General features: G+C 35.4%; 26 protein-coding genes and 1 pseudogene. 13 read left to right on the top strand and 14 right to left on the bottom strand.

Annotation, left to right across the window (positions count from 1 at the left end; genetic code table 11):
* Positions 1-47 precede the first annotated feature (47 nt).
* From ACHRV5_RS11585 to trmD, 4 genes are all read right to left on the bottom strand, one after another.
* The gene (locus ACHRV5_RS11585; protein ID WP_395426853.1) at positions 48-2,273 is read right to left on the bottom strand and encodes an NADP-dependent isocitrate dehydrogenase; all 2,226 of its coding nucleotides are present in this window, start codon (positions 2,271-2,273) and stop codon (positions 48-50) included.
* Positions 2,274-2,550: 277 nt separating this feature from the next.
* Positions 2,551-2,901, bottom strand: coding sequence for a 50S ribosomal protein L19 (gene rplS, locus ACHRV5_RS11590; RefSeq protein ID WP_047775758.1), 351 nt, complete (start codon positions 2,899-2,901; stop codon positions 2,551-2,553).
* A 251-nt stretch (positions 2,902-3,152) separates the two neighbouring features.
* Positions 3,153-3,524 (bottom strand): hypothetical protein, encoded by a 372-nt coding sequence (locus ACHRV5_RS11595; protein ID WP_395426854.1) that lies wholly within the window; start codon positions 3,522-3,524, stop codon positions 3,153-3,155.
* Between the two features lie 222 nt (positions 3,525-3,746).
* Positions 3,747-4,427: a tRNA (guanosine(37)-N1)-methyltransferase TrmD gene (gene trmD, locus ACHRV5_RS11600; protein ID WP_395426855.1), complete on the bottom strand. Its 681-nt coding sequence runs from the start codon at positions 4,425-4,427 to the stop codon at positions 3,747-3,749.
* A 358-nt stretch (positions 4,428-4,785) separates the two neighbouring features.
* Between trmD and ACHRV5_RS11605 the strand changes: the two are divergent.
* The 8 genes and pseudogenes from ACHRV5_RS11605 to ACHRV5_RS11640 all read left to right on the top strand — a co-directional run.
* A pseudogene (locus tag ACHRV5_RS11605) lies at positions 4,786-5,088 on the top strand (nuclear transport factor 2 family protein); the annotation flags it as partial.
* 168 nt (positions 5,089-5,256) lie between these two features.
* Complete coding sequence (locus tag ACHRV5_RS11610; RefSeq protein ID WP_395426856.1) at positions 5,257-6,126, top strand: archaemetzincin; 870 nt, start codon at positions 5,257-5,259, stop codon at positions 6,124-6,126.
* Between the two features lie 37 nt (positions 6,127-6,163).
* Positions 6,164-6,862 (top strand): aspartate/glutamate racemase family protein, encoded by a 699-nt coding sequence (locus tag ACHRV5_RS11615; RefSeq protein WP_230004984.1) that lies wholly within the window; start codon positions 6,164-6,166, stop codon positions 6,860-6,862.
* 8 nt (positions 6,863-6,870) lie between these two features.
* Complete coding sequence (locus ACHRV5_RS11620; protein ID WP_395426857.1) at positions 6,871-7,413, top strand: NADPH-dependent FMN reductase; 543 nt, start codon at positions 6,871-6,873, stop codon at positions 7,411-7,413.
* 13 nt (positions 7,414-7,426) lie between these two features.
* Positions 7,427-7,777 carry a cupin domain-containing protein gene (locus ACHRV5_RS11625; RefSeq protein ID WP_395426858.1) on the top strand — a complete coding sequence of 117 codons (351 nt, stop codon included), beginning with the start codon at positions 7,427-7,429 and terminating at the stop codon, positions 7,775-7,777.
* A 365-nt stretch (positions 7,778-8,142) separates the two neighbouring features.
* Positions 8,143-9,309, top strand: coding sequence for an MFS transporter (locus ACHRV5_RS11630; RefSeq protein WP_395426859.1), 1,167 nt, complete (start codon positions 8,143-8,145; stop codon positions 9,307-9,309).
* Positions 9,310-9,370: 61 nt separating this feature from the next.
* Positions 9,371-10,303, top strand: a complete 933-nt coding sequence (locus ACHRV5_RS11635; RefSeq protein ID WP_047775443.1) for a peptidylprolyl isomerase — start codon at positions 9,371-9,373, stop codon at positions 10,301-10,303.
* Between the two features lie 100 nt (positions 10,304-10,403).
* Positions 10,404-10,721: a cytochrome c gene (locus tag ACHRV5_RS11640; RefSeq protein WP_395426860.1), complete on the top strand. Its 318-nt coding sequence runs from the start codon at positions 10,404-10,406 to the stop codon at positions 10,719-10,721.
* Between the two features lie 92 nt (positions 10,722-10,813).
* On the opposite strand, the gene ACHRV5_RS11645 is transcribed toward ACHRV5_RS11640, so the two are convergent.
* Entirely contained in the window at positions 10,814-11,194 is a 381-nt protein-coding gene (locus ACHRV5_RS11645) for a GreA/GreB family elongation factor (RefSeq protein ID WP_395426861.1), read from the bottom strand.
* A 377-nt stretch (positions 11,195-11,571) separates the two neighbouring features.
* Positions 11,572-12,126: a thioredoxin family protein gene (locus tag ACHRV5_RS11650; RefSeq protein ID WP_395426862.1), complete on the bottom strand. Its 555-nt coding sequence runs from the start codon at positions 12,124-12,126 to the stop codon at positions 11,572-11,574.
* A 248-nt stretch (positions 12,127-12,374) separates the two neighbouring features.
* On the opposite strand from ACHRV5_RS11650, the gene ACHRV5_RS11655 reads away from it, so the two are divergent.
* Positions 12,375-13,103, top strand: coding sequence for a hypothetical protein (locus ACHRV5_RS11655; RefSeq protein WP_047775449.1), 729 nt, complete (start codon positions 12,375-12,377; stop codon positions 13,101-13,103).
* Positions 13,104-13,165: 62 nt separating this feature from the next.
* Here ACHRV5_RS11655 and ACHRV5_RS11660 read toward each other — a convergent pair whose 3' ends face one another.
* Complete coding sequence (locus tag ACHRV5_RS11660; RefSeq protein WP_395426863.1) at positions 13,166-14,065, bottom strand: alpha/beta fold hydrolase; 900 nt, start codon at positions 14,063-14,065, stop codon at positions 13,166-13,168.
* A gap of 130 nt (positions 14,066-14,195) precedes the next feature.
* Here ACHRV5_RS11660 and ACHRV5_RS11665 point away from each other — a divergent pair, with 130 nt between their 5' ends.
* Positions 14,196-14,531, top strand: a complete 336-nt coding sequence (locus ACHRV5_RS11665) for a tRNA-binding protein (protein WP_047775451.1) — start codon at positions 14,196-14,198, stop codon at positions 14,529-14,531.
* Between the two features lie 151 nt (positions 14,532-14,682).
* Here ACHRV5_RS11665 and ACHRV5_RS11670 read toward each other — a convergent pair whose 3' ends face one another.
* The 4 genes from ACHRV5_RS11670 to ACHRV5_RS11685 all read right to left on the bottom strand — a co-directional run bounded on the left by ACHRV5_RS11670 (position 14,683) and on the right by ACHRV5_RS11685 (position 18,400).
* Entirely contained in the window at positions 14,683-15,234 is a 552-nt protein-coding gene (locus tag ACHRV5_RS11670; RefSeq protein WP_395426865.1) for an RBBP9/YdeN family alpha/beta hydrolase, read from the bottom strand.
* A 23-nt stretch (positions 15,235-15,257) separates the two neighbouring features.
* Positions 15,258-16,082 carry an alpha/beta hydrolase gene (locus ACHRV5_RS11675; RefSeq protein ID WP_230004993.1) on the bottom strand — a complete coding sequence of 275 codons (825 nt, stop codon included), beginning with the start codon at positions 16,080-16,082 and terminating at the stop codon, positions 15,258-15,260.
* Between the two features lie 102 nt (positions 16,083-16,184).
* Complete coding sequence (locus tag ACHRV5_RS11680) at positions 16,185-16,553, bottom strand: PUR family DNA/RNA-binding protein (protein WP_029268690.1); 369 nt, start codon at positions 16,551-16,553, stop codon at positions 16,185-16,187.
* Positions 16,554-16,621: 68 nt separating this feature from the next.
* On the bottom strand, positions 16,622-18,400 hold the full coding sequence (locus ACHRV5_RS11685; RefSeq protein WP_395426866.1) for an ABC transporter ATP-binding protein: 1,779 nt from the start codon (positions 18,398-18,400) through the stop codon (positions 16,622-16,624).
* Between the two features lie 204 nt (positions 18,401-18,604).
* Here ACHRV5_RS11685 and ACHRV5_RS11690 point away from each other — a divergent pair, with 204 nt between their 5' ends.
* The 3 genes from ACHRV5_RS11690 to yajC all read left to right on the top strand — a co-directional run bounded on the left by ACHRV5_RS11690 (position 18,605) and on the right by yajC (position 21,478).
* Positions 18,605-19,711, top strand: a complete 1,107-nt coding sequence (locus ACHRV5_RS11690) for a Glu/Leu/Phe/Val dehydrogenase (protein ID WP_047775457.1) — start codon at positions 18,605-18,607, stop codon at positions 19,709-19,711.
* 503 nt (positions 19,712-20,214) lie between these two features.
* Positions 20,215-21,126, top strand: a complete 912-nt coding sequence (nusB, locus tag ACHRV5_RS11695; RefSeq protein ID WP_395426867.1) for a transcription antitermination factor NusB — start codon at positions 20,215-20,217, stop codon at positions 21,124-21,126.
* A gap of 76 nt (positions 21,127-21,202) precedes the next feature.
* Positions 21,203-21,478 carry a preprotein translocase subunit YajC gene (gene yajC, locus ACHRV5_RS11700; protein WP_047775458.1) on the top strand — a complete coding sequence of 92 codons (276 nt, stop codon included), beginning with the start codon at positions 21,203-21,205 and terminating at the stop codon, positions 21,476-21,478.
* 754 nt (positions 21,479-22,232) lie between these two features.
* Here yajC and ACHRV5_RS11705 read toward each other — a convergent pair.
* The 3 genes from ACHRV5_RS11705 to ACHRV5_RS11715 all read right to left on the bottom strand — a co-directional run bounded on the left by ACHRV5_RS11705 (position 22,233) and on the right by ACHRV5_RS11715 (position 25,353).
* Positions 22,233-22,820, bottom strand: coding sequence for a YdeI family protein (locus ACHRV5_RS11705; RefSeq protein ID WP_047775460.1), 588 nt, complete (start codon positions 22,818-22,820; stop codon positions 22,233-22,235).
* A complete protein-coding gene (pepT, locus tag ACHRV5_RS11710) occupies positions 22,821-24,098 on the bottom strand; it encodes a peptidase T (RefSeq protein WP_395426868.1) in 1,278 nt (425 codons plus the stop codon).
* A gap of 118 nt (positions 24,099-24,216) precedes the next feature.
* Positions 24,217-25,353, bottom strand: a complete 1,137-nt coding sequence (locus ACHRV5_RS11715) for a formylglycine-generating enzyme family protein (RefSeq protein WP_395426869.1) — start codon at positions 25,351-25,353, stop codon at positions 24,217-24,219.
* Between the last annotated feature and the right edge of the window lie 113 nt (positions 25,354-25,466).

Raw genomic sequence — 25,466 nt, forward strand, 5'->3', positions numbered from 1 at the left:
CAACCGTTTGAGGTTGTCTTCTTTAATAGCAATATAATTAAAACTGCTTATGATTTTATTTCAGCAAGAATTGCATTGAATGTAGCGCTCGGACGCATTGCTTTGCTTACTAATTCAGGAGTCGGCTGATAGTATCCGCCAAGTGTTTGAGGTTTCCCCTGAGCACTGATTAACTCTGCATCAATTTTAGCTTCGTTTGCTTCAAATTGAGCTGCAATTGGAGTGAAAATCGCTTTTAATTCAGCATCTTTATTTTGAGCGGCTAATGCTTGTGCCCAATAGAAAGCAAGGTAAAAATGAGAACCACGGTTGTCAATTTGACCTACTTTACGTGCCGGAGATTTATCATTTGCCAAGAATTTGTCGTTGGCCTGATCTAAAGTTTCAGATAAAACAAGCGCCTTAGAATTGTCTAAAGTCTGACCTAAGTGCTCCAACGAAGCTCCAAGTGCTAAAAACTCTCCTAATGAATCCCAACGTAAATAACCTTCTTCTGTAAATTGCTCAACGTGTTTAGGAGCAGAACCACCTGCACCGGTTTCGAACAATCCACCACCGTTCATTAACGGAACGATAGAAAGCATTTTAGCAGAAGTTCCTAATTCTAAAATTGGGAATAAGTCCGTTAAGTAATCACGTAAAACGTTTCCTGTTACAGAGATTGTATCCAATCCTTTGATAATTCTGTCTAAAGTAAATTCTGTAGCAGCAACCGGATTTAAAATACGGATGTCTAAGTTTACAGTATTGTAGTCTTTAAGATATTTTTGAACTTTTACGATCAATTCTCTGTCATGCGCTCTGTTTTCGTCTAACCAGAAAACAGCCGGAGTATCAGATAAACGAGCTCTGTTTACCGCTAGTTTAACCCAGTCCTGAATTGGAGCGTCTTTAGCCTGACACATTCTGAAAATGTCATTTGCTTCAACACTTTGTTCCATCAAAACTGTTCCGTTTTTATCAACTACACGAACAACACCTTCTTCTTTCATTTGGAAAGTTTTATCGTGAGATCCGTATTCTTCTGCTTTTTGAGCCATTAAACCTACGTTAGGAACACTTCCCATTGTTTTAGGATCAAAAGCACCATGTTTTTTACAGAAATCAATAGTTGCAGTATAAATTCCGGCATAAGAACGATCCGGAATAATAGCGATAGTATCTTGTTGTTTTCCTTCTTTATTGTACATCTGTCCTGAAGTACGAATCATTGCCGGCATAGAAGCATCAACAATAACGTCAGAAGGAACATGCAGGTTGGTAATTCCTTTATCAGAATTTACCATTGCTAATGCAGGACCGTTAGCGATCGCAGCGTCAATAGCAGCTTCTACTTCATCTTGCTCAGGTCTTCCTGCAATTTTAGCGTAAATATCACCCAAACCATTTCTGGTGTCGATGTTTAATTCATTGAATAAAGTTTCGTATTTTTTGAAAAGATCAGCAAAATAAACTTCAACGATAGCGCCAAAGATAATTGGATCTGAAACTTTCATCATCGTAGCTTTTAAGTGAACAGAAAGTAAAACACCTTCTTTTTTTGCCTCTGCGATAGTTTCAGCAACAAAACTTTTTAAAGCCTTTAAGTGTAATACAGAACTGTCAATAATCTCACCTGCTTTTAATGGAGTACTGGCTTTAAGAACCGTAGTTGAACCGTCTTTAGCAACGAATTCGATTTTTACATCATTTGCTTCCGTAACAGTAAGTGATTTTTCGCTTCCGTAGAAATCACCATTTGACATAGAAGCTACTTTGGTTTTAGAATCAGCAGACCACGCACCCATGGAATGAGGATTTGCTTTTGCGAAGTTTTTTACCGCTCTTGGCGCTCTACGGTCAGAGTTTCCTTCACGTAAAACAGGATTTACAGCAGAACCTAAAACTTTAGCATATTTAGCTTTGATTTCTTTTTCAGCATCGTTTTGAGGCTCTTCCGGATAATTTGGAATGTTATAACCGTGTGACTGCAATTCAGTAATCGCCGCTTTTAATTGCGGTACTGAAGCAGAAACGTTTGGTAATTTGATAATATTGGCTTCCGGTTGTGTTGCCAATTGACCAAGTTCAGCCAAAGCATCAACCGTTTTTTGAGCATCTGTCAAAACCTCAGGAAAATTAGATAAAATTCTGCCTGCTAACGAAATGTCTCTTGTTTCAATTGCAATACCAGCCGTTGCGGTAAACGCTTGAACAATAGGTAAAAAAGAGTAAGTCGCCAACAATGGCGCCTCATCAGTTAAGGTGTAAAAAATTTTTGAATTTTGTGTCATTTTCTTTTTTTTTATAATCGTATTACCGCGAAATGGTAATTAAAAGGTATAGTCGGCTCAAAATGAGCGGAGCAAATATAATAAAAACACTCCGAAAACGGTTGCGTTTTAAGGAGAATTAAACAAATTATCAGATTGTTATTTCGAAGTCTTTAAATTATCAAATTGATCGTTTTGATATTAAAAAATTACGGTTTTATTAATTTGAAAAGAAGGCATAAAAAAAACCCGTTTCAAATAATATGAAACGGATTTTTTATGACAAAAAGATAAATGATTATCTTCTTTTATCTCTAATCTTAGCTTTTTTACCAGTAAGTTGTCTGAAGTAGAAAATTCTAGCTCTACGTACAGCTCCTTTTTTGTTGATTTCAATTTTTTGTAAAGCTGGTAAGTTTACTGGGAAGATACGCTCAACTCCAATAGCTCCTGACATTTTACGAATAGTAAAAGTTTCTGTGTTACCAGAACCTCTTCTTTGAATAACAACTCCTTTAAAAAACTGAGTTCTTGTTTTTTCACCCTCTTTAATTTCGTAGAAAACTGTAATAGTGTCTCCAGCTCCGAAAACAGGGAAATCTTTTTTAGCAACTAATTCGGTTTGAACGAATTTCATTAAATCTGCCATGATAATTTTAATTATGGTTTTTTTATAGAGTAACATTCACGGATCTCGCCAGAGGTTAGTCTAATTCGGCTGCAAAAATACAACTTTAGTTTTAATTTGCAACTTTTTTATTGCCACTATTTTTAAGTGTGTATCAGGAGTAAGGTTCTGATTGTCAGTTGTTAATTTTGATTTTGTGAACTGAGACGGAGAACTGAGACTGTAAACTAGTTCTCAAACGTTTCGGCCAAAGAAATTTCCTGATTGATAAATTACAGTACCAGCTTGGCTAATTTAACTTTTCGTTTCAGTTGTTTGATGTTTTTATCTGTTTTTTTCTTCACATCGGTGTATTTGTCAGCTCCTAATGAAGAAGATAAGCTTTTATCTCTTTTGTCAAACAAACCATCTATTTTACTGTCCCGGTCTGCTTGTGGGAGTTTCTTTTTGTCAATGTCAAATAATCCGGTAACAAGGTCATTATTGGCTTTGTCAAAACTGCTTTTCTGTTTAGCATCTAAAGAAATTCCTTCTGTTTTACCTAATTCAGAGGTTAAGGACTTTTTGTTTAAAGCCTGTGCAATACCCGCAGACGAAATTAGAAACACAAGGCAAAAAGTAAGTTTTAGTAGTGCGTTTTTCATAGTTTTATTTTTTAAATTGCTGTAATTCAATCTTATAAATGTATGAAAAAAGCTAAAAACGTACAAGTAATTATTTTGAAGTTTTTTAGCACGAGTGCTTAGTACTAATTTAATGTCACGCTGAGCGAAGCGCTTCGACTTCGCTCAGCGTGACATTTGTATTTTTTATTTGTAAACTGAGACAAGGATTGAGACTCAAACCTGAAACCTGAAACGTGAAACCTATTTCTCCTCCAACAAATCCGGACGTCTGTTCTTAGTATGCTCATACGCCATATCCTCACGCCATTTATCAATTTTGGCAAAGTGACCGCTGGTTAAAACATCCGGGACTTTCCATCCTTTATAATCTGCGGGACGGGTATAAATAGGTCCCGAAAGTAAATTGTCCTGAAAACTATCTGTTAATGCAGAGGTTTCGTCGCTCAAAACACCCGGAATTAATCGGATCAAAGCATCGGATAAAACCAAAGCACCTAATTCTCCACCCGATAATACATAATCACCAATCGAGATTTCTCTTGTAATAAAGTGATCGCGAACTCTTTGATCAACCCCTTTATAATGACCACATAAAATGATGATGTTTTCATACATCGACATGGTGTTGGCCATTTTTTGGTTTAAAGTTTCACCATCCGGAGACATATATATGATGTCGTCGTATTCGCGTTCGCTTTTCAAATGTGTGATGCAGGCATCAATAGGTTGAACCGTCATCACCATTCCGGCACCACCGCCAAACGGATAATCGTCGACACTTTTTTGTTTGTTTGTCGTATAATCACGCAAATTATGAAAATGTACTTCGACCAAACCTTTGTCAATAGCACGTTTCATAATAGAAGCCTCAAACGGACTTCTTAATAATTCCGGCAAAATCGTTATAATATCAATTCGCATTTCTTTTCTTCAATAGTTCTGTGCGGCAAAGATACAAAGTAAAAAGTAGCGAATTTTTAAAGATTTAAAAATTGAAGATGTAAATATCGAATTATAGGCTGCAAACATTTCATAACACGAAGATTTATTGAATGTTTTTTAGTATTTTTAATTTAAATAGGAAGAAGTTGATCGGGCTTAAAATAATCCTTTTAGTATGAAAAATGTAGCACTGCTTTTCAGTATGATTTTTATAGTGTACTCCTGCAAGGATCAGGTAAAAACACCCAATTTGGATCCGTCAAAGAAGGAAAAAATAGTAAAACAATATTTCGAATATTACAATAACCACCAATGGAACGAACTGGCAACGCTGTATTCGCCAATAGCAGATTTTAAGGATCCGTCATTTGGGCCTGAAATGACCATTCAAACCCGAAGACAGACCATTAACAAATACAATAAGCTAAATACCCTGTTTGCCGATTTGCATAGTGAAATTGTCAAAATTTATCCCTCAGATGAACAACATATAATTGTAGAACTTGTCTCAACAGGTACAGCTGCTGATAGCACAAAATTCAAACTTCCGATCTGCAAGATTTTTACAATCGATAAAGGAAAAATAACACAGGATTTTACCTATTTTGACAACTTTGATGATTCAAATTCTGATAAATAAAGCTAGATTTACTTTTTGAATTCCAAGACCCGGAATAGAATTTCGGAAGCGCTTTTATGATTCATAACAGCCAGGTAACAGTCAATTTAAAATTATTTTATTTCTTTAATGCTATAAAAATAAACCGTAAATCTATTTCCAATCCTTTAACCTTATGCCACGGCCTATATGAGAAAATTTTTTCTTTTAGTTATTGTACTTTTTTATTCCTGTAATTCAAATAAAGAGGATGCCTATTTTAAAGATATAAAAGAGAATGATGTTGCGCTTGCTCCACCTGCGCCCGGTGACTGGTTGTATGATCGTGACGAAAAAGGGCAGAGTTTTGAAAAATTCATGAAATCAAAACACATTATTCCAACCAAAGAGGCGAATATTATTTATCTAAAACCAATTGGCAGTTTTACGGCTTTGCAAACCAAACAAATTGAATTGACGAGGGAGTATCTGCAAATCTATTTTCAATTGGACACCAAAATTTTGGAAACCGCTTCAAATAATATTATTCCTGCTCATGCCAGAAGAATAGGAAGAGAAGAGCAGGAGGAGCTGTTGGCAGGTTATATTTTAGACAGTGTTTTAAAAAAGGATAAGCCTTTAAACCGAATTGCTGTAATGGGATTGACAGAACTGGATTTATTTCCTTCCCCTAGTTGGAATTACGTTTTTGGATTAGCATCTTACACACAGAAAATAGGAGTAAGTTCCATTTATAGATTACAGGATGAAAAATTAACAGAAGCCAATTTTAATCTGTTTTTATCGCGATTGTTGAAAGTAAGTTCACACGAACTCGGGCACATGTTTGGATTAGCGCATTGTATTGAGGCCAATTGCGTGATGAATGGAACAAATAGCATACCGGAGACAGACGAACATTCTATCCGATTGTGCTCAAACTGTCAGAAAAAAATAAATTCCGGTTTAAAATACGATAACAAAAAAAGATTAAACGAACTCGCAGCTTATTTTAAACGAAATAATTTGATGCGTGAATTGCAGTTAATGAAAAGCGATCTAGCGAGTACTCGATTTTAATAACCAAAATAAAACCTTAGAATTGAAAAATACAACTATGAAAAAAATAGGACTTGTGGGCGGAATCAGTTGGATTTCGACAATTGATTATTACCGATTTATCAACGAAGGCATCAACGAAAAGTTAGGTGGACTTAATTTCGCCGAATGCATTATTTACTCGGTGAATTTTGATGATTTTCAAAGAAATAACACCAACGGAAATTGGGATGCCACTTTTGATTTGCTTTTAAATGCCTGCAAAAACCTCGAAAAAAGCGGTGCCGATGCCATTGTTTTGTGTGCCAATACGGCTCATGCGGTTTCAGACAGACTGGAGCAGGAAATTAATTTACCATTTGTACATGTAGTGACCGCCACAGCAAATGCAATAAAGAAACAAGGATTGAAAAAAGTCGGTTTGTTGGGAACGAAATTCACTATGGAAATGGATTTTTACTTCAAAAAACTGGCAGAAAATAACATAGAAGCCATTGTTCCTTTTCTTCAGGAAGAAAGAGATTTTGTGCAGCAAACCTTAAAAGAAGAATTAGGACGAGGAATAATAAAAGAACAAACCAAGAGAGCCTATCTTTCGATTATTGAAAAATTAATTGAAAACGGAGCAGAGGGAATAATTTTGGGTTGTACCGAAATTCCAATGCTGATTAGTCAGGAAGACGTTCCGGTTCCGGTTTTTGATACGACAAAAATTCATTCGGAAGCGGCGGTAGAATTTGCTGTTTCAGCAGAATAATAAAGGCAATGGGCGAGCAGAAAATCATAATGGCTATTTCAGGAAGTACTAGAAAGAACTCGAGTAACTTTAAAATTCTGAAATTCATTTCGGAAAATATAAGCAGTGATTTTATGGTAGAAATATTCGAAGATTTAGAACGTATTCCTCATTTTAATCCGGATCTGGATACCGAAAGTCCACCCGAAGAAGTACAGGCTTTCAGAAATAAAATTGAGACGGCAAGTGGGGTCATAATTTGTACCCCCGAATATGTATTTAGTTTGCCCGGAAGTTTGAAAAATGCCTTAGAATGGTGTGTTTCTACTACGGTGTTTTCAAATAAAAATGTAGGTTTGATCACGGCTTCTGCGTCCGGAGAAAAAGGCCATGAGCAATTAAGCCTGATCATGAAAACAATTGAAGCTAAATTTAATGAGGAAACTCAACTTTTGATACAAGGAATTAGAGGTAAATTGGATTCTGACGGAAATATTTCGGATGAAAAAACCTTGCTTAACCTTCTTAAATTCATCAGGAATTTTGAAAAACAAATGAAAGAATTCAATTAAAAATAAAACAAATATGCAAAGTTTCGGATCGAGTAAAACGTTTATAAAAGGCGATGAAATAGAGTGGGAAGTAGTAGGGGAAGGTATCAAGCGTAAAATTCTGGCCTACGATGATAAAGTCATGTTGGTGAATGTTCATTTTGAAAAAGGTGGAATTGGCGTTTTGCACGAACACTATCATTCGCAGGTAACCTATATTGCAAGCGGTAAATTTGATGTTACAATTAATGGTGTCACACAGACTTTAAAAGAAGGAGACAGTTTTTATATTCCTCCTCATGCCATTCACGGTGTTGTTTGCTTAGAAAGCGGACTTTTAACCGATGTTTTTAGCCCAATGCGGGAAGATTTTATGAAGTTTTAGGTTTAAAGGCGCAAAGGTACAGCGGTTTAAAAAGTGAAAAGTGAAAAAAAACTTTGTGACGCTGCGACTTCTCTGTTTGTCTCGTTAAAAACGCCTTCTAGATATCAATTAAACATTCTTTTATGAACTATTGTCACCCTGAGCGTAGTCGAAGGCTGGCTAGGTAAAAAGGGCTTCGACTCCGCTCAGCCTGACATCGAGATTGAGCTTTTAAAAAAAAACAAGGGGATAAAGGTTTGAAAAAAAGATTCAAAGAAACGCTGAACCTTTGTACCTCTGAATCTTTGCCCCTCAAGAAAAAACACAACCAAAAAATTATAATTTTTTTAAAGTTTAGGTTGAAATTAGAATAGTATTTTTGCAAAATGAATTTATCTAAAACGAATGTCTTATTCATGGCAGCTTGCACCGGACTGATAGTTGCAAACCTGTATTACTGCCAACCCCTGATTGTTTTAATCGCCAACGAATTTAAAATTCCCGAAGCAAGTGCCGGAACCATTACCTATCTGACTCAGGCAGGTTATGCGATCGGACTGTTTTTTATGGTACCGCTTGGGGACAAAATCGAACGTAAAAAACAAATTTTAATGACGACTTTTGCCACGGTAATTGCTTTAATTATTGCTGCGACGTCTACGAACTTTTTTGTTCTGCAAATTGCATCATTGCTTATCGGAATCACTTCGATAGTGCCACAGCTTATTTTGCCTTTAGCAGCTTCTTTAACTGCTCCTGAACAACGTGGAAAAGTAGTTGGAACAATTATGAGCGGATTACTACTTGGTATTTTGCTTTCCCGAACATTAAGCGGATTCATTGGCCAGCTTTTCGGATGGAGATCGATGTTTTGGATTGCAGCAGGAATTTGTACTTTGATATTTTTTGCCATTCAGAAGAAATTACCGGTCAATAAACCTCAATTTGAGGGCTCTTACGGTCAATTAATTAAATCACTGTTTACACTGATAAAAACACAACCGGTTTTACGGGAAGCTACTCTAATCAATGTATTTTGTTTCGCACAATTTGGAGCATTCTGGACTACAATGGTGTTATTGCTTTCGGGTGAGCCTTTTAATTTTAATAGTGCTACAATAGGACTTTTTGGAATTGTCGGAGCGTCAGGAGCTTTAGCAGCACCTTTGGTTGGTAAAATGGGAGACAAAGGAAATCCTAGAGTTGCAGTGGGTTACGGTTGTTTGTTAATGTTAATCAGTTTTATGGTTTTCTATTTTTCAATAGAAAGTGTAATCGGAATTGTGATCGGAATTGTTTTTATTGACATTGGAATTCAGGGCGTTCACATTTCAAATCAAACCCGCGTTTATTCGCTTTTGCCTGAAGCGAGAAACAGATTAAATACCGTATTTATGTCGTTTAGCTTCTTGGGAACTGCGGCAGGATCGGCTTACGGATTGTTATTGTGGAAATTAGGCGGATGGCATGCTGTGACCATAGGATGTGCTGTTCTGGCCCTACTGGCATTGGGAGTTTATGGAGTTACTTATAAATCAAAATCGAAAAAATAGAAAGCACAAGTTGATATAGAATTAATTTGTAAATTTGCAATCAAAATTAAAAATAATAACAATGGAAAACGGAATATACGCTAAATTCAATACTAGCAAAGGTTCAATTTTAGTAAAATTGACTCACGATTTAACGCCAGGTACAGTTGGTAACTTCGTAGGATTGGCAGAAGGAAATTTAGAAAATAAAATCAAACCACAAGGGAATAAATATTACGATGGATTATCATTTCACCGTGTAATTCCTGATTTCATGGTTCAGGGAGGTTGTCCTCAGGGAACTGGAACAGGTGGTCCTGGTTACAAATTTGATGATGAATTTCACCCAAGTTTGAAACACGATCGTCCGGGAGTTTTGGCTATGGCTAATGCAGGAGCAGGAACAAACGGATCTCAATTTTACATCACTCACGTTCCAACTTCTTGGTTAGACGGAAAACATACTGTTTTTGGTCACGTAATTGAAGGACAAGATATCGTTGATGCAATTGCTCAGGGAGATGCTCTTGAAACTTTAGAAATTGTAAGAGTAGGAGAAGAAGCTCAAAAATGGAATGCTATCGAAGCTTTCAGAACTTTTGAAGGTTCTCGTGCTAAACGTGAGGCAAATGAAAAAGCGGCTGCTGAAGCTAAAATGGAAGAACTTGCTGCTGGTTTTGATAAAACAGAAAGTGGTTTACGTTACAAAATGATTCAAAAAGGAGATGGTAAAAGAGCTGAAGCTGGTAAAACAGTTGCAGTACATTACGAAGGTTCTTTAGAAACAGGAAAAGTTTTTGATTCTTCTTACCCACGTAAAAAACCAATCGAATTCAGATTAGGTCAAGGTCAGGTTATCGAAGGTTGGGATGAAGGTATTGCTTTATTACAAGTTGGAGACAAAGCTCGTTTTGTTATTCCTTCTCATTTAGCATACGGATCTGCAGGTGCAGGAGGAGTTATTCCGGCAAACGCAACTTTGATTTTTGACGTTGAATTAATGGAAGTAAAATAAGAAATTAGACCGCTTTGTTCTAATTTAAATACTGTCTAAATAATAAATCCCATTCATTTACGAATGGGATTTTTTTATATTTACTTAAAAAACAAAGCTAATGAAATCAACATTTTTAACCTTTGCCGCGTTGGCCTTATTTTTGGCTTCTTGCGGTACTCAAAAGTCAGCTCCGGTTGCTGCGACTGAGCCAGCCGTACCACCAACTGAAACTGCTAAAGGGGTAACATTGACGCCTGAGTTGGCGGAAGGTCAAAACTTGTATTCAAACAATTGTGCAAAATGCCATAAATTGTACGAACCTAAAAAATTTACACAGGAAGAATGGACTCCAATCTTAGTAAGAATGGGTAAAAAAGCGCATTTAGATGCTACACAAATGGTATCTATTACGAATTATATTAATTCACAATTGTAAAGACTTAAAAAAGCATGCTGTAATCGGGATGCTTTTTTTTATTCCCTGCAAGACATAAAAAAAACACCTGCATATAAGAGGTGTTTAAAAGATTAAGTATTGCTCACTGCAATTATTTTTAAAGATTTTATTCTGGCAGGTAACTCCCAATCGACTTCATCGTTTTCTTTAAATCCAATTATGGCTACACTTAAAGGAGCCAGGATAGAAATTTTCCCCGCTTTTACATCTGCCAATGAAGGTAGTACAATTTGAATTTTCATTTGCTTCTTGGCTTTTACATCTTCAATAGTGACAAATGAATTGATTCGGATCACTAAAGGATCAGGAGTGCTGTCTTTACTGATAATCGCACGGTCTAATTCATGAGAAAGCTGACCGATTTCTTTTGCATTAATAGCATTTTTACTTTTTAAAATCAATTCTCGGAGTAATTGATAATCTGTGGAGCTGAAAATAGGGATTGGTTTCATGGTGTTATTATTGTTTATTTATTTGAAAAAAAAGTAATGGTTCCGGTTCTCAACATGTATAAAATATACAGATTGTGACTAGAAGTAAATGAATGTAAATGGGATATTGATTGAAACGGGATTATTTGACAGAAGAGAGCTTCTTTCAAATAAAACAAATTAAAAAAAGAGGTAAATCCTCCGCCTGAAAGAAGAAATTGAAGTAGACGGAGGCCTAATTAATAAAGGCCTTACTATGTGAAATAAATGCAGCGGCAAGCGGTTTTCTCCTGAAAGAAAACAGTAGTATAAAAACGGTTGATAGTATAATACTCGCCATGAGTGATCGTTTGGGTGAATTCGTAAAGATACTTAAACTTTTTGAAAAGTCTGGACGGTTATTTCCATTTGATGTTGCAACCAATACTTGGTTTCTGCAAATCTTTTAAAGTTCGGTTATAGATTAACGCATCTATAGCACTTCGTAAGTCGCTCCCGCTTAGTGGAATTCCGTTATTAGGTCTTGAATCGTCTAATTGCCCACGATAAAACAAACGGTCGCTGGCATCAAACAGATAAAAATCGGGAGTACAGGCAGCATCAAAAGCTTTTGCAACTTCCTGCGTTTCGTCGAATAAATAGGGGAAATCTATTTTGTGTTGAAAAGCAAATTCCGTCATGAGTTCCGGAGCGTCCTGAGGATATTTTTCAATATCATTGCTGGAAATCGCAATTACTCCAATTCCCTGAACACGATAGTCATTTGCGATCATGATAATTTCGGGAATAACATGCAGTACAAAAGGACAATGATTGCATATAAAAATTACAAGAGTCCCTTTTGATCCTTTTAAATCTTCAAACGAATATTCATAGTTAGAATTTGAGTCCTTTAATTTGAAGTTTGGAGTAATAGTTCCAAGAGGTAACATATTTGAAGGAGTTTTTGCCATTTTGTAGAGAATTGATTATTCAAAAATAAGGCTAAAATTCTGTTTAAAAAAATAGAGAATCCAATATTAAGGAAGTATCGCACAAAGCTTCTACTTTTGGTAAAATCGTTAATTTTATTTTTAACATATATTTGATTACAAATTATTTGGTTTTATTTTAAAAAAGTAAGATTTTTACTTAAATTTAAATTATGGTACTAGAGAAATAAAGTACATAGAGATAATAGTAAGATAGTAAAGGATTTAAAATGCAGGAATTAGAAACAATAAAACACTTAAGTAATGCTTATAGCAGCTGGAATAGTAAAAAATATAGTTTATGGGAGAAATTGAAGAAAATAGTTGTTGAAATCTTAATAATTGTTTTTGCTGTTATGCTCTCTATTTGGTTTCATGAAAAAAGTATATTGCATCATAAAGAGATGGAAGTTAAACAATTTTTATTAGGGCTAAAGGTTGATTTAAAAAAGGACATATCAGAAATGAAAGAGGATAAAGAAGGCAGTTTGAAAGAAAGGGCGGCATTTCATTATTTGGCAAATGTAAAACCAAATCAGGATGTGAATGCCGATTCGTTAAAAAAGTACCAAGGATCAATTTTTTTGAAGATTTTGCTTTTGCCAAATGATGGGAGATTTGAAGGATTTAAATCATCCGGAAAGATGGGTGATATTGATAACTTGATCCTGCAAAATGATATTATGGATTTATATCAGGAACAATATAAAATATTGCAAACAGTATCAGGTGTCTACTTGGGCAAAAAAGATATGTTTTTTAATTATTATATCAAGAACTTTAAAAAATCATCCGATTCGGTTTCTAATATAAGTGCTATTTTAACCCATAGAAGTGAAGGTCGAAATATTTGCTTTTTCCTTGAAGATCCTTCAGTAGTAGAGGTCTACGATTTGTGTATTAGTAAGTCAGAGAAAGTTGTAGCCGAAATTAATGCAGAATATAATTTAAAAGATTAAAAGAAATAAAAATATCCAAAGAGCCCTCTATGAAAGAGCTTTTTGGATATTCTGGGGTTGGTTTACGAATTTAAGAAATTCAGTAAATCATTGTTTAGTTTTTGTCTTTCGGTATAAAACAATCCGTGTGGTGCACCTTCATAGGTAATGAAGGTACTGTTTTCTATTGATTCCGCTGCTTTTTTTGATGTTAGGTCAATCGGTACGGTTTTATCATCTGTCCCGTGAATGAGCAGCGTTGGAACTTTTATAGTATCTAACTCACTCCTAAAATCGGTATTCGTAAGCGATTCGGCACATTTCAAAGTAGCTCGTGGCGAGGCAAAGGAGCAAAGCATTCGATAGTATTCTAACAAAGCGTTACTTACCGGTTTGTTGATCACATTTACGCCAAAAAACGTCTTTCCGAAATTATCCAGAAAACCAATTCGGTCTTCCTTGATAGCAGCAGCAGTGGCATCGGCTTTTTCTTTTGGACGCCCATCAGGATTATCTTCCGTTTTTGACAGAAAAGGGATAATTGAGGAGATTAGAACCGCTTTAGTAGCGCCTCTTCCGTCATGTCGGCTAAAGTAACGTACGACTTCTCCGCCGCCCATAGAAAACCCAATCAGTGTAAAATCGCCCAATTGAAGTTGTTCGATTATTTCGTTGAGGTCATCTGTTAAAGTGTCAAAATCGTAGCCATCCCAAGGTTGTGAAGATTTTCCAAATCCACGTCGGTCATAGGCAATTACTCTGAAGTTGTTCTGAACCAAAAAATCAATTTGGTATTCCCACATCTCATTAGACAGTGGCCAGCCATGAATTAAAATGACCGGTTTCCCTTTGCCATAGTCCCTTACATATAGTTTTACGTTTTGAGCAGTTTGTATGTATTTATCAGTGTTTCGTGCTTTTACATCAAGATCAGGATCGGTATCTCTAAAAGAAGTGAAGGTATTTATAAAACTATTTTCCATTTTTCGTGTTTTTTAATGTTGGCAATACTAATTTGATTAGTAAAATTAAAAATGAAGTGCAAAAAAAAGTTATAGAATTGCTGGCAATAATTACAAAATTTTTAGGTTTGTAAATAAAGACGACATAAAAATGGATTTAACCTGGAGTGAATTTGAAAGAACCGATATGCGAGTAGGAACCATAATCGGTGTAAATGATTTTCCCGAAGCCCGAAAACCGGCCTATCAGCTTACAATTGATTTTGGTGCGGAAATTGGCCTCAGAAAATCATCGGCACAAATTACCAAACGATATACAAAAGAAGAGCTACTTAACAGACAGATTGTAGCCGTGGTTAATTTTCCTAAAAAACAAATAGGGAAGTTCAATAGTGAATGCCTGGTTCTTGGTGCTGTAGGTGATGAGGGTGATGTGATCTTACTGGCTCCCGATTTTAAAATCGAAAATGGCTTGCGGATTGGTTAGTTTTTAGGCGCAGTCACAGTCTCAGTCTCAGACGCGGTCTCAGTCGCAGTATTCAGTTTAGATTAGACGCTTTACATTTTACATCTTACAGGTTGCATTTCGCAACCACAATTCCGCTTTTCGAGACTGAGACTGAGACTGAAAACTGAGACTAAATAGTATTAATTTTTGCAACTAATTGTTGTAAAATTAACTGTCCTTCTTCCCAGTATTTTAAATCAGAGTCCGAATTGATGTGGCCTTTTTGCCCTACGTTGACAAGTTCACTTCCCCACATTTGGGCAAAGTATTTTTTTCGCTCAAAGGAGGCGTAAGGATCGTTTTCGCTGGCTACAACAATAGACGGGAAAGGTAATTTTATAGTTGGTATTGGAGAAAAATTTCTGATGGATTCCGGAGTATGTTCGGGAGAGTCTACATCTGCGGGAGCTACTAAGAGTGCACCGACAATATTTTTGTTGTGATTTGAAGCAGCCCAATGCAATACCAATGAGACGGCTAAGCTATGCGCTACAAGAATGGTTGGGCTGTTTAGTTTGGAAATTTCCTCGTTTAATCTTTCGATCCATTCGGTACGAATAGGCTCATCCCAATTGTCCTGAACAATTCGTTTGGAGTTTTTGAATTTTTCATGCCAGAAAGTTTGCCAATGTTTTTCGCCTGAGTTTCCTAGTCCGGGTAGTATTAATAAATTTGTTTCCATTGCCGTGGATTTGTTTTTAAAGGTTATTTTTCGCGTTGTTTTATAATTCGGTTAACTTCATTTAAGAGTAATGGGAAGCCCGGTTCAGTCATTCCGTGACCATAACCGTCTAATTCAAAAAGTTTGGTCTGTTTGTGTCCTACAAGTTTCATCATGCGGGCCATATAAGCGTTTTCTTCATAGCGACCCAGCATTTCCATTTCACGATCTCCGGTTATTAGTAAGATTGGTGGAGCGTCGGAACGAACATGGTAAATTGGTGCATAATTATCGATAGTTGCTTGTGTATTTTGAATTCCATTTTCTTTTCTGATTTCGAAATGAGTAATGCATTGACCACTAAAAGGGATAAGTCCTGCAATTTTATTGGCATCAATGCCTTCTTTTTGTAACCATTTTTTATCCAGACCAATCATTGAAGTCAGGTAGCCTCCAGCGGAATGTCCGGAAACAAAAATCAGTTCCGGATCACCTCCATAATCTGCAATATTATTAAAAGCCCAGGCAACGGCAGCTGCGCTATCTTCTATACATTTAGCCGCTTTTACTTTTGGAGATAATCTGTAATTGATGCCTACAATGGCAAAACCTTTGTTTTTCAGAGCTTCCGGAATTTCCATATGCCCTCCGCTTAGGCCACCGCCATGAAACCAAAGAATCGTTGCGAAGCCCTTTTTGTTTTTAGGATAATATATGTCTAATACGCAACGTTGGTTAATGTAATTGTCATTTTTATTTGTTGCAGAATCGTAATACTGAATATTGGATTTTATTTCATACTCCGTTTTTTGAGCAAAAAGGATACTTGCAGTAAAGAAGAAATAGAGAAGTAGCAGTTTTTTTTTCATTGTTGCGGGTTTTGGAAAAGGAAGCGATAATTTAAAGGTATAAAAAAAGTCCAAAATGCAGGACATGTTGGACTCGTACTTTTTAAAAAGCTATTTTTAGGACTAAATATCGTCGAAATCAATATCAGTAAAGCTAGATCTCTGTCCTTCAGGTTTATCAGAACCGTACTCTTTTTTAAAATCTTTTTGGTGTCTTTCAGAAATTACCTCTTCGCCTTTGTGGTTCAAGACATACGAAGTCATCTCTTCAAGTATTTCAGCGAAAGCACTAAAATCTTCTTTGTACAAGTAGATTTTGTGTTTTTTAAAGTGAAATGAACCATCTTCTTCAGTAAATTTCTTGCTTTCGGTAATCGTGATATAATAATCGTCAGCCTTTGTCGCTCTCACATCAAAGAAATAAGTTCTTCTCCCTGCTCGTAATACTTTAGAAAAAATCTCTTCTTTTTCTAACATGTCATTTTCTCTCATAATACGTTCTATCATTTTTGGAATTAATAGTACTCAAAAATCATAAAAAATTATCGATTACACAACAATTAAAGTAATTCTTTTTCCGAAAGTTGTTTCAAATATAACGAAGAATAATAACCCTCCTGATTTATTAATTGATTATGAGAGCCTTGTTGGATGATTTTACCGTCCTCAAGGATGATAATTTTGTCGGCATTTTTCGCTGAAGAAACTCGATGACTGACAATTATTGTCGTTTTATCTTTACAAATTTCGAACAAATTGTTCAAAATCGTCTCTTCTGTCTCTGTATCGACTGCAGATAAGCAATCGTCAAAAAGTAAAATAGCCGGATTTTTAATAATCGCTCTCGCAATTGAAACCCGTTGCTTTTGTCCGCCCGAAAGGGTGATACCTCTTTCTCCTAATACAGTGTCATATTGTTTGTTGAAAGCAATTATATTGTCGTGAACAACAGCGTTTTGTGCAGCTTTAATAACTTCTTCGTCTGTCGCATTCTGATTTCCAAATTTGATATTATTTTTAATAGTATCTGAAAATAAAAAAGCATCCTGAGGAACAATTCCAATGTTGTTTCTTAAATCATTTAAATTTAAAGTACTTATTTCATGTTGGTCAATTGTGATTTTTCCTTGCGTAACATCATATAAACGTGAAATGAGTGATAATATTGTTGACTTTCCGGAGCCGGTTTTTCCTAAAATAGCTAAGGTTTCTCCTTTTTTTACTGTAAAAGTCACATTTTTAAGTGCTTCAATATTGGTGTCTTCATAGGTGTAGCTCACGTTTTCAAAAGAAATGGAGCCTTGAATATCGGATGGATTTTGATTGTTATTTTTGATTTCCGGTTCAATTTTCAAAAATTCATTTAGACGTTTTTGCGAAGCTTCGGCTTCCTGAACCATAGAAGAAACCCATCCTAATGAAGCAACAGGCCAGGTTAACATGTTTACATATAAGATAAACTCAGCAATAGTTCCGATGCTTTGAATAGTACCATTAATGTACATAACACCACCAAAATAAATCACCACCAAGTTACTGATTCCGATTAAAGCAATCATTAGGGGGCCAAAAAGGGATTGTACTTTGGCTAGATCCAAGCTCTTTTTCTTGCTTTCATCAGCAAGAGCAACCATGTTGTTTTGATGTTGATTTTCTAAAGAATAAGCCTTTATTACTCGTATTCCTGAAAAGATTTCCTGAGAGAAACTCGAAACTTTAGATAAATATTGCTGGAATATGGTACTTTTTTTATTGATGGCTGAACTTAGTTTGAAAATGCAATAAGAGAGTATAGGTAAGGGCAAAATCGTATACAAAGTCAGTAAGGGAGATACACTATACATATAGATAATCACAATGGCAAAACGAATGAATGTATTAATCGTATACATAACGGCAGGGCCAACGTACATACGTACTTTTGATACGTCTTCGCTGATTCGGTTCATTAAATCTCCGGTTCTGTTTTGTTTGTAGAAATTTTGCGAGAGATTTTCATATTGTTTAAAGACTTCATTCTTTAGATCAAATTCAATATGACGTGACATTACGATTAAAGTCTGACGCATTAAGAAGGTCAGGAAGCCCGCAACAATGGTAGTAGCTATGATTAGCAGTACATTATGAATCAAATCCTGATGGTACGAAGCTATAATTGTTTTAGATACCTGATCGGCTTTTGGTAATTTGTCGAACTTTTCAATAGCACTTAATGACCTGCTAATTAGCTTTGGAGTGAATAATGAAAAAATTTGTGCGATTATGGTGATTAAAATTCCTAAAGAGAAACTATATTTATATTTGATGAAGTATTTGTTTAAATAGCGTAATTCTTTCATTTTTTTAAGATATTCAATGTTAAAATGATATTGGTTTTGTGAATTGCTTTAAATAAAAAGCAATAGAAAACGCAATTTGTTCACAATAAATTGATTGTTAATTTGTTATTCTAAAGACAAAAAAATAGCACATGTGTATTTTTTGTTTATGTTTGAGATGTCTTTTTGACAAATTCATAATTTTAACAAATAAATAGTAGCGCTATGGATGCAACTTTCACAACTGGAAAGGAACTTCAAAAAATGGATCCTGTTTTTGGTCAGTTATCTTTTAACGATCACGAACAAATTGTATTTTGCAATGACAAAGATACAGGTTTAAAAGCAATTATTGGTATTCATAATTCAGTTATGGGACCAGCTTTAGGAGGTACTAGAATGTGGAATTATAATACTGAATGGGAAGCTTTAAACGATGTTTTGCGTCTTTCAAGAGGTATGACTTATAAATCTGCAATTACCGGACTGAATATTGGTGGGGGAAAAGCAGTAATTATTGGTGATGCCAAAACGCAAAAAACTCCTGAGTTAATGCGTAAGTTTGGCGAATTTGTTCACTCTTTAGGTGGTAGATATATTACAGCTGAAGATGTTGGAATGGAGACTAAAGATATGGATACCGTTAGAGATGTAACGCCTTATGTTACCGGAATCTCTGAAGAAAGAGGTGGTTCAGGAAATCCTTCTCCTGTAACGGCTTACGGTGTTTATTTAGGAATGAAAGCGGCTGCAAAAAGTCAGTTTGGTTCTGATGTTTTAGATGGTAAAAAAGTTTTGGTTCAAGGAATTGGACACGTGGGTGAAACTTTGGTTGAGTATTTGACTAAAGAAGGCGCACAAGTGACTATTACCGATATCAACGAAGAAAAATTGTATCAGGTAGCTTCAAAATACAATGCTACAATTTATACCGGAGAAGATTTATATACTGCAGATGTTGATATTTATGCACCATGTGCAATGGGAGCAACCATCAACGATGATACTGTAAACAAAATAAAAGCTAAAGTTATTGCCGGAGCGGCCAATAATCAGTTGGCAGATGAGAATGTACACGGAGCAAGATTACAGGAAAGAGGTATTTTATATGCACCGGATTTCTTAATCAACGCGGGTGGAATTATCAATGTTTACGCTGAATTAGAGCACTACGGTAAAGCCGAAATCATGAGTAAAACCGAAAATATCTACAATACAACTTTAGAAATTATCGATTACGCTGTGAAAAACGGAATGACTACACATAAAGCAGCACTTACAATTGCTCAGAATCGTATCGATCAAAGAAAAATCGAGAACGCTAAGAAGTAGTTTTTAAGACTTAGTCTTTAGTCTCAGTTTTCAGTCCCGGTTCTCAGTATACGCTGAAGACTGTGACTGAGAACTGAGACTTTTTTTATTCATTAAAGTTTAAATAACAGATCCTGCAAGGTCTTTTTTTTGACCTTGTAGGTATCATGACTGATGTTTTGTCCTAGCAAGATCAAAAAATGACCTCGAATAAAAAATATAATGCATGAAAATCAGATACTTAACGATCGAACTCAGATTATTGATAGATTCTGTAAACTGCGACTGAAAACCGCGACTTTCCTTTATTTATCAGTACATTTTAAAGGCCGCGAGTAAGACTGAAAACGGTGACTGAGACTGAAAACTGCGACTTTCCCCCTACGACTAAAACTTAATTGATTACGAATTGTGTTTTTTATTGGATTAAATTTCATTATAACCTGTTTAATTCTTATTTTTGCACCCTAATTTTAAAATGTTCTTACAAGGTGGTAAATAGAAGACACATACGCGTTAAAGTAATGCAATCCATTTATGCAATGCATCAAAGCGGTTCTGATAATATGGAAAAAGAAGAGAAATTTCTTTTTTATAGCATAGATAATATTCAGGACTTATACCTTATAATGCTTTCTTCGTTGATAGAAATTTGTAAAAAAGAGTCTGTTTTTTTACATCTTTCAAGTAAAAAACATCTTGCAACTGCTGCAGAACGTAATCCGAACGAAAAATTTATCAATAATAAAATTTTTCAACTACTTGCCGAAAGTAATTCACTTAGTATCGCTTTAGAAAATCGTAAAATCAATAACTGGTCATTAAATGATGATTATATTTTATTGCTTTTAAATGATATTAAATCAAGCGAATTGTATACTAAATACATGAGCAATTCGACCAATACTTTTGAAGAAGACAGACAATTTGTAATTGACTTGTTCGCTGATGTTATTGTTCCGAATGATAAATTGTATGAATATCTGGAAGATGATAAATTAACATGGGTTGATGATATTCCGGTTGTAAATACGCATATTATCAAGCAACTGAAAGCGATTAAAACACAAGATCCGGACGATTTTAGAGTACCAAAATTGTACAAAGATGTAGAGGATAAAGATTTTGCAAAAGATTTGTTTAGAAGAACCGTTTTAAATGAGTCGATTTTTGCAAAAGAATACGATGATAAAACACCAAACTGGGACAGTGATCGTATTGCTGAAATTGATACTATTATTTTAAAAATGGCAATTTGCGAGTTTTTAAAATTCCCTTCAATTCCTGTAAAAGTAACTCTTAACGAATATTTAGAAATTGCCAAAGAGTATTCTACACCAAAAAGTAGTATTTTTATCAACGGAATTTTAGATAATTTAGTTAAAGAGCTGGAAGCTAACAAAAAGATGATTAAAGTTGGTAGAGGTTTGATGTAATTGAAAGTAATTTTCAAAAACTAGAATTTCAAATTCCAAAAAGAATATTAATAATAAACAAAAAAGTATTTAAATTATGGGACAATTAACTCAATTTGCGCCATTTCTATTAATGTTTGTGGTAATCTATTTCTTTATGATCAGACCGCAACAAAAAAGAGCAAAAAACGAAAAAGAATTTGAAAGCAGCCTAAAAGTAGGTGACAAAATAATTACAAAAAGTGGTTTTCACGGTAAAGTAGTTGAACTTGCAGAAACTACCGTAATCATTGAAACAATGTCAGGAAAATTAAAATTAGAGCGTTCTGCAATTTCTATGGAAATGAGCGCTGCTTTGAACAAAAAAGCATAGTTTTTTTTAAATTCCAAAAAAAATTAAAATCCCAAATTCCAAAGTTGTAATACTGGAATTTGGGATTTTTTTATGGCTGAAAACTAGTACTCGTTATAACTTTGTCATTTGGAGACGCGTGAAATCATACACGAAACTCGGCAAATATTGGCGATTTCGGGGATAAGCCTTCGACTTCGCTCAGGGTGACATTTGGGGGGAAGTTTGGAATTTGGAATTTTAGTATTGGAATTTCAGTCCTTTTTTTTTTGTCATTTCGAATTTAGAGACATTTTGTTTAAAATATAGGCGATTTCGGGGATAAGCCTTCGACTTCGCTCAGGGTGACATTTGGGGGAAGTTTGGAATTTGGAATTTTAGTATTAGAATTTCAGCCCCTTTTTTTTGTCATTTCGAATTTAGAGGTATTATGTTTAAAAGATAGGCGATTTCGAGAATAAGCCTTCGACTTCGCTCAGGGTGACATTTGGGAGAAGTTTGGAATTTTAGTATTGGAATTTCAGTCCTTTTTTTGTCATTTCGAGGTACGAGAAATCACACGCGTAACTCGACAAAGATTGGTCGCTTACTATGCGGAATTGCTGGCGTGATTTTTCGTAGCTTTAAAGTATAAAAGTTGTGTTAAGCAAATTTAATCTGGAAAATCAGTAGGAGACTTTAGTTATCATTCTTTTTTCTCAAGTAGAAACAAGTAAACAACAACATCCAGTTCCCAAACAATTGGAATTTGGAATTTTAAAAAATTGGAATTTAACTACCTGTATTTATCATTCAGCCCAATATGTCCTAAAACCATCGGGATTATCTTTTCGATTCTTGAAAGTTTAGTTTTTTCCTGTTTGGCAGTTTCAATATATTCTAAAAACTCATATTGTTTGTAAGGAGAAAAAGCCTGAAATGCTTTTGCTAAAGCCGGATTCTGACTCATTTCTTTTTCGAGCAACTCAGAAACGATTGTTTCTTTTTTTGTTGGTTTGATGACTTTTCCCTGTTTTTCGTTTTCAATAGCCTCCAGAATATATTCCAGAACTTCTTTTTCGTTTACCTCTTCTTTAGAGGTAAAACGCCATTGACGCAATGATTTTGTTTTGTCTTCCTGGGCGTTGATGAGTTTCTTTTTCTCGTCTTTCAAGAAAACGCCATTGAAGAACCAAATGGTAAAATAATCCTTAAAACCCCCAATTCCGATAACATTTTTTTTATTGTAAACATAAACCGGGCCGCCCCATTTTACGGTTTCAATCAGTTCGGTTTTGTCAATAATTGATTGAAGAAGAAGTAATTCTTCCTCCCAATTATTGACTTTGTCCCAAACGTGTTTTTTATCGGATGCTGGTTCCAGTTATTTTCTTTTTTTAGGTTTTTCAGGTGCATCAAAAATTCCCGGTACTGCTGTTAACTCGACAATTTTTACAATGACATTAGTTGCTTTTTGGATACTTTCTGCGGGAACATATTCATATTTTCCGTGAAAATTATGACCACCGGCAAAAATATTAGGACATGGTAATCCCATATAAGATAGTTGTGAACCGTCAGTTCCGCCACGAATAGGTTTTATGATCGGTTTTATGTCTAATTCCCTCATTGCTTTTTCGGCTATGTCAACGATATGTTTTACGGGAAGTACTTTTTCTTTCATATTGTAATATTGGTCTTTTACTTCAATAGTTACAATGTCCTCACCGAACTTTTTGGCGAATTTTTTATTGATTTTCTTCGCAATTTTTTCGACTAATTCTTTTCGTTTTTCGAATTTTTTCTTGTTGTGATCGCGAATGATAAGTTCTAAAACGGTTTCTTCAATATGTCCCGCAATATGATGAACGTGAAAGAAACCTTCGTATCCTTTAGTTTGTTGTGGTGTTTCTCCTTTTGGAAGTTCATTGATAAAATCATTTGCAATCAGCATTGAATTAATCATTTTTCCTTTTGCATAACCCGGATGAACACTTTTTCCTTTAAAAGTAATTTTGGCGCCTGCAGCGTTAAAGTTTTCGTATTCTAATTCGCCAATCTGACTTCCGTCCATGGTGTAAGCCCATTGTGCTCCGAATTTCTCTACGTCAAAATGATGTGCACCGCGACCAATTTCTTCGTCAGGGGTAAATCCAATTCTGATTTTACCGTGTTTAATTTCAGGGTGCTGTACCAGATACTCCATTGCTGAAACAATCTCAGTAATTCCGGCTTTATCATCGGCACCTAATAGCGTTGTTCCGTCAGTTGTGATGATCGTTTGCCCTTTATATTGTAATAAATCTTTGAAATAGTCAGGCGATAAAATGATGTTTTTTTCGGCATTCAGAACAATGTCTTTTCCGTCGTAATTTTCAACAATTTGTGGTTTTACGTTAGCTCCGCTAAAATCCGGTGAAGTGTCAAAATGCGAAATAAATCCAATTGTAGGGACTTCATGATCCACATTGCTTGGTAAAGTAGCCATGATGTATGCTTTGTCGTCTATTGTAACGTCTTCTAAACCAATTGTTTTTAGTTCTTCGACTAATTTATTGGCAAGGTTCCATTGTTTTTCTGTACTTGGAGTTGTTTTTGAATTTGGATCAGATTCTGTATCAATTGTTACATAACTTATAAAACGATCAATAATATGTTGCATTTTTTTATTTTTTAGCAAATATAGACATTTTTCTTAGCTGTAAAATTGTAGCTCTTAATATCTAAATTCAAATAAAAAAGGATTCTGTTTTGTAGAACCCTTTTGTTGTGTTTTATTTTCAGATGCTTTTTACGCATCTAAAGCCAAGATGATTGGCTGCAGATCTGATTTCTCCTTTTCCTCTTGTGCCGACCATATAGCGTGTGCAATACTGATCGGTGCATAAAAAGGATCCGCCTCGATGTACTTTTTTTTTCTCTGTTGGATCGCTTGGGTCATTGTAAGCTTTCGGTCCTTGTGGGTTTTTGGTGATTTTTCCGTCTCCGGCTAACGTTTGGTAGTAGTCTACACTATACCAATCGTTGACCCATTCCCATACGTTTCCGCCTATGTCATAGAGGCCATAGGTATTTGGCTCAAATTGTGCAGTTGGTGCAATTCCTTTAAATCCATCTTCACCGGTGTCTCCGTCTTTGATTGGAAAGTGCCCCTGATATATATTGGCTTGAAATTTTCCATTTGGTTTTAATGTATTTCCCCAGGCGTATAAGTTTCCGGTTTTACCGCCACGGGCAGCAAATTCCCATTCCGCTTCAGTAGGTAATCTTTTGCCGGCCCATTTTGCATAGGCAGCAGCATCTTCATAGGTAATGTGAACTACAGGATATTTTTCTTTTCCTTTAATACTGCTTTGAGGGCCTTCGGGATGTTTCCAGTCGGCACCGCCAACATAGGACCACCATTGTAAAAAGTTGTTCAGATTAACTGCGGCTGGTGTCGGAGTAAATATAACAGATCCTGTTATTAGATCTTCTTCGGCTGCCGTTGGAAATTCTTCTTTAGTTGGTTTCTGTTCCGCAACAGTTACATATCCGGTGGCTTTTACAAATTTTGCATATTCTTCGTTGGTGACTTCGGTTTTATCCATAAAATAACCGTCTACATAAACGCGGTGAATAGGAGCAGCGTCTTTTGTTACGCCTTTTATGCTGCACAAACTTTCATCTTCAACATTACTACCCATCGAAAATTCTCCACCGGGAATCCAAACCATTCCTTTTGGTGCTTTAGAGGGGGCAGGAGTTTTGTTTGCAATGGTTGGTTTAAAATCAGATTCGGCTGCAGTATTTGGAGTTTCAGCACAATCTACGGCAGCCAGTTTTTCTTTCGGACTTTTAAAAGTGGTATAACCGAAAGCAAGAGTAATAATGGAGATGGTAAGTATGGCAAAAATCCAATAAGTTTTAGTTTTCATTTTGGGTGATTTTGGTTTGAATGGTATTGTATAGGGTAATAATGCCTATGATGTAAAAAAATAACCTTATTAAATACAATTCGTTTAATAAGGTTATCTAATTTCATTTCAAA

It is taken from the genome of Flavobacterium sp. FlaQc-52, assembly GCF_044007495.1.
GTDB lineage: Bacteria > Bacteroidota > Bacteroidia > Flavobacteriales > Flavobacteriaceae > Flavobacterium > Flavobacterium cupriresistens.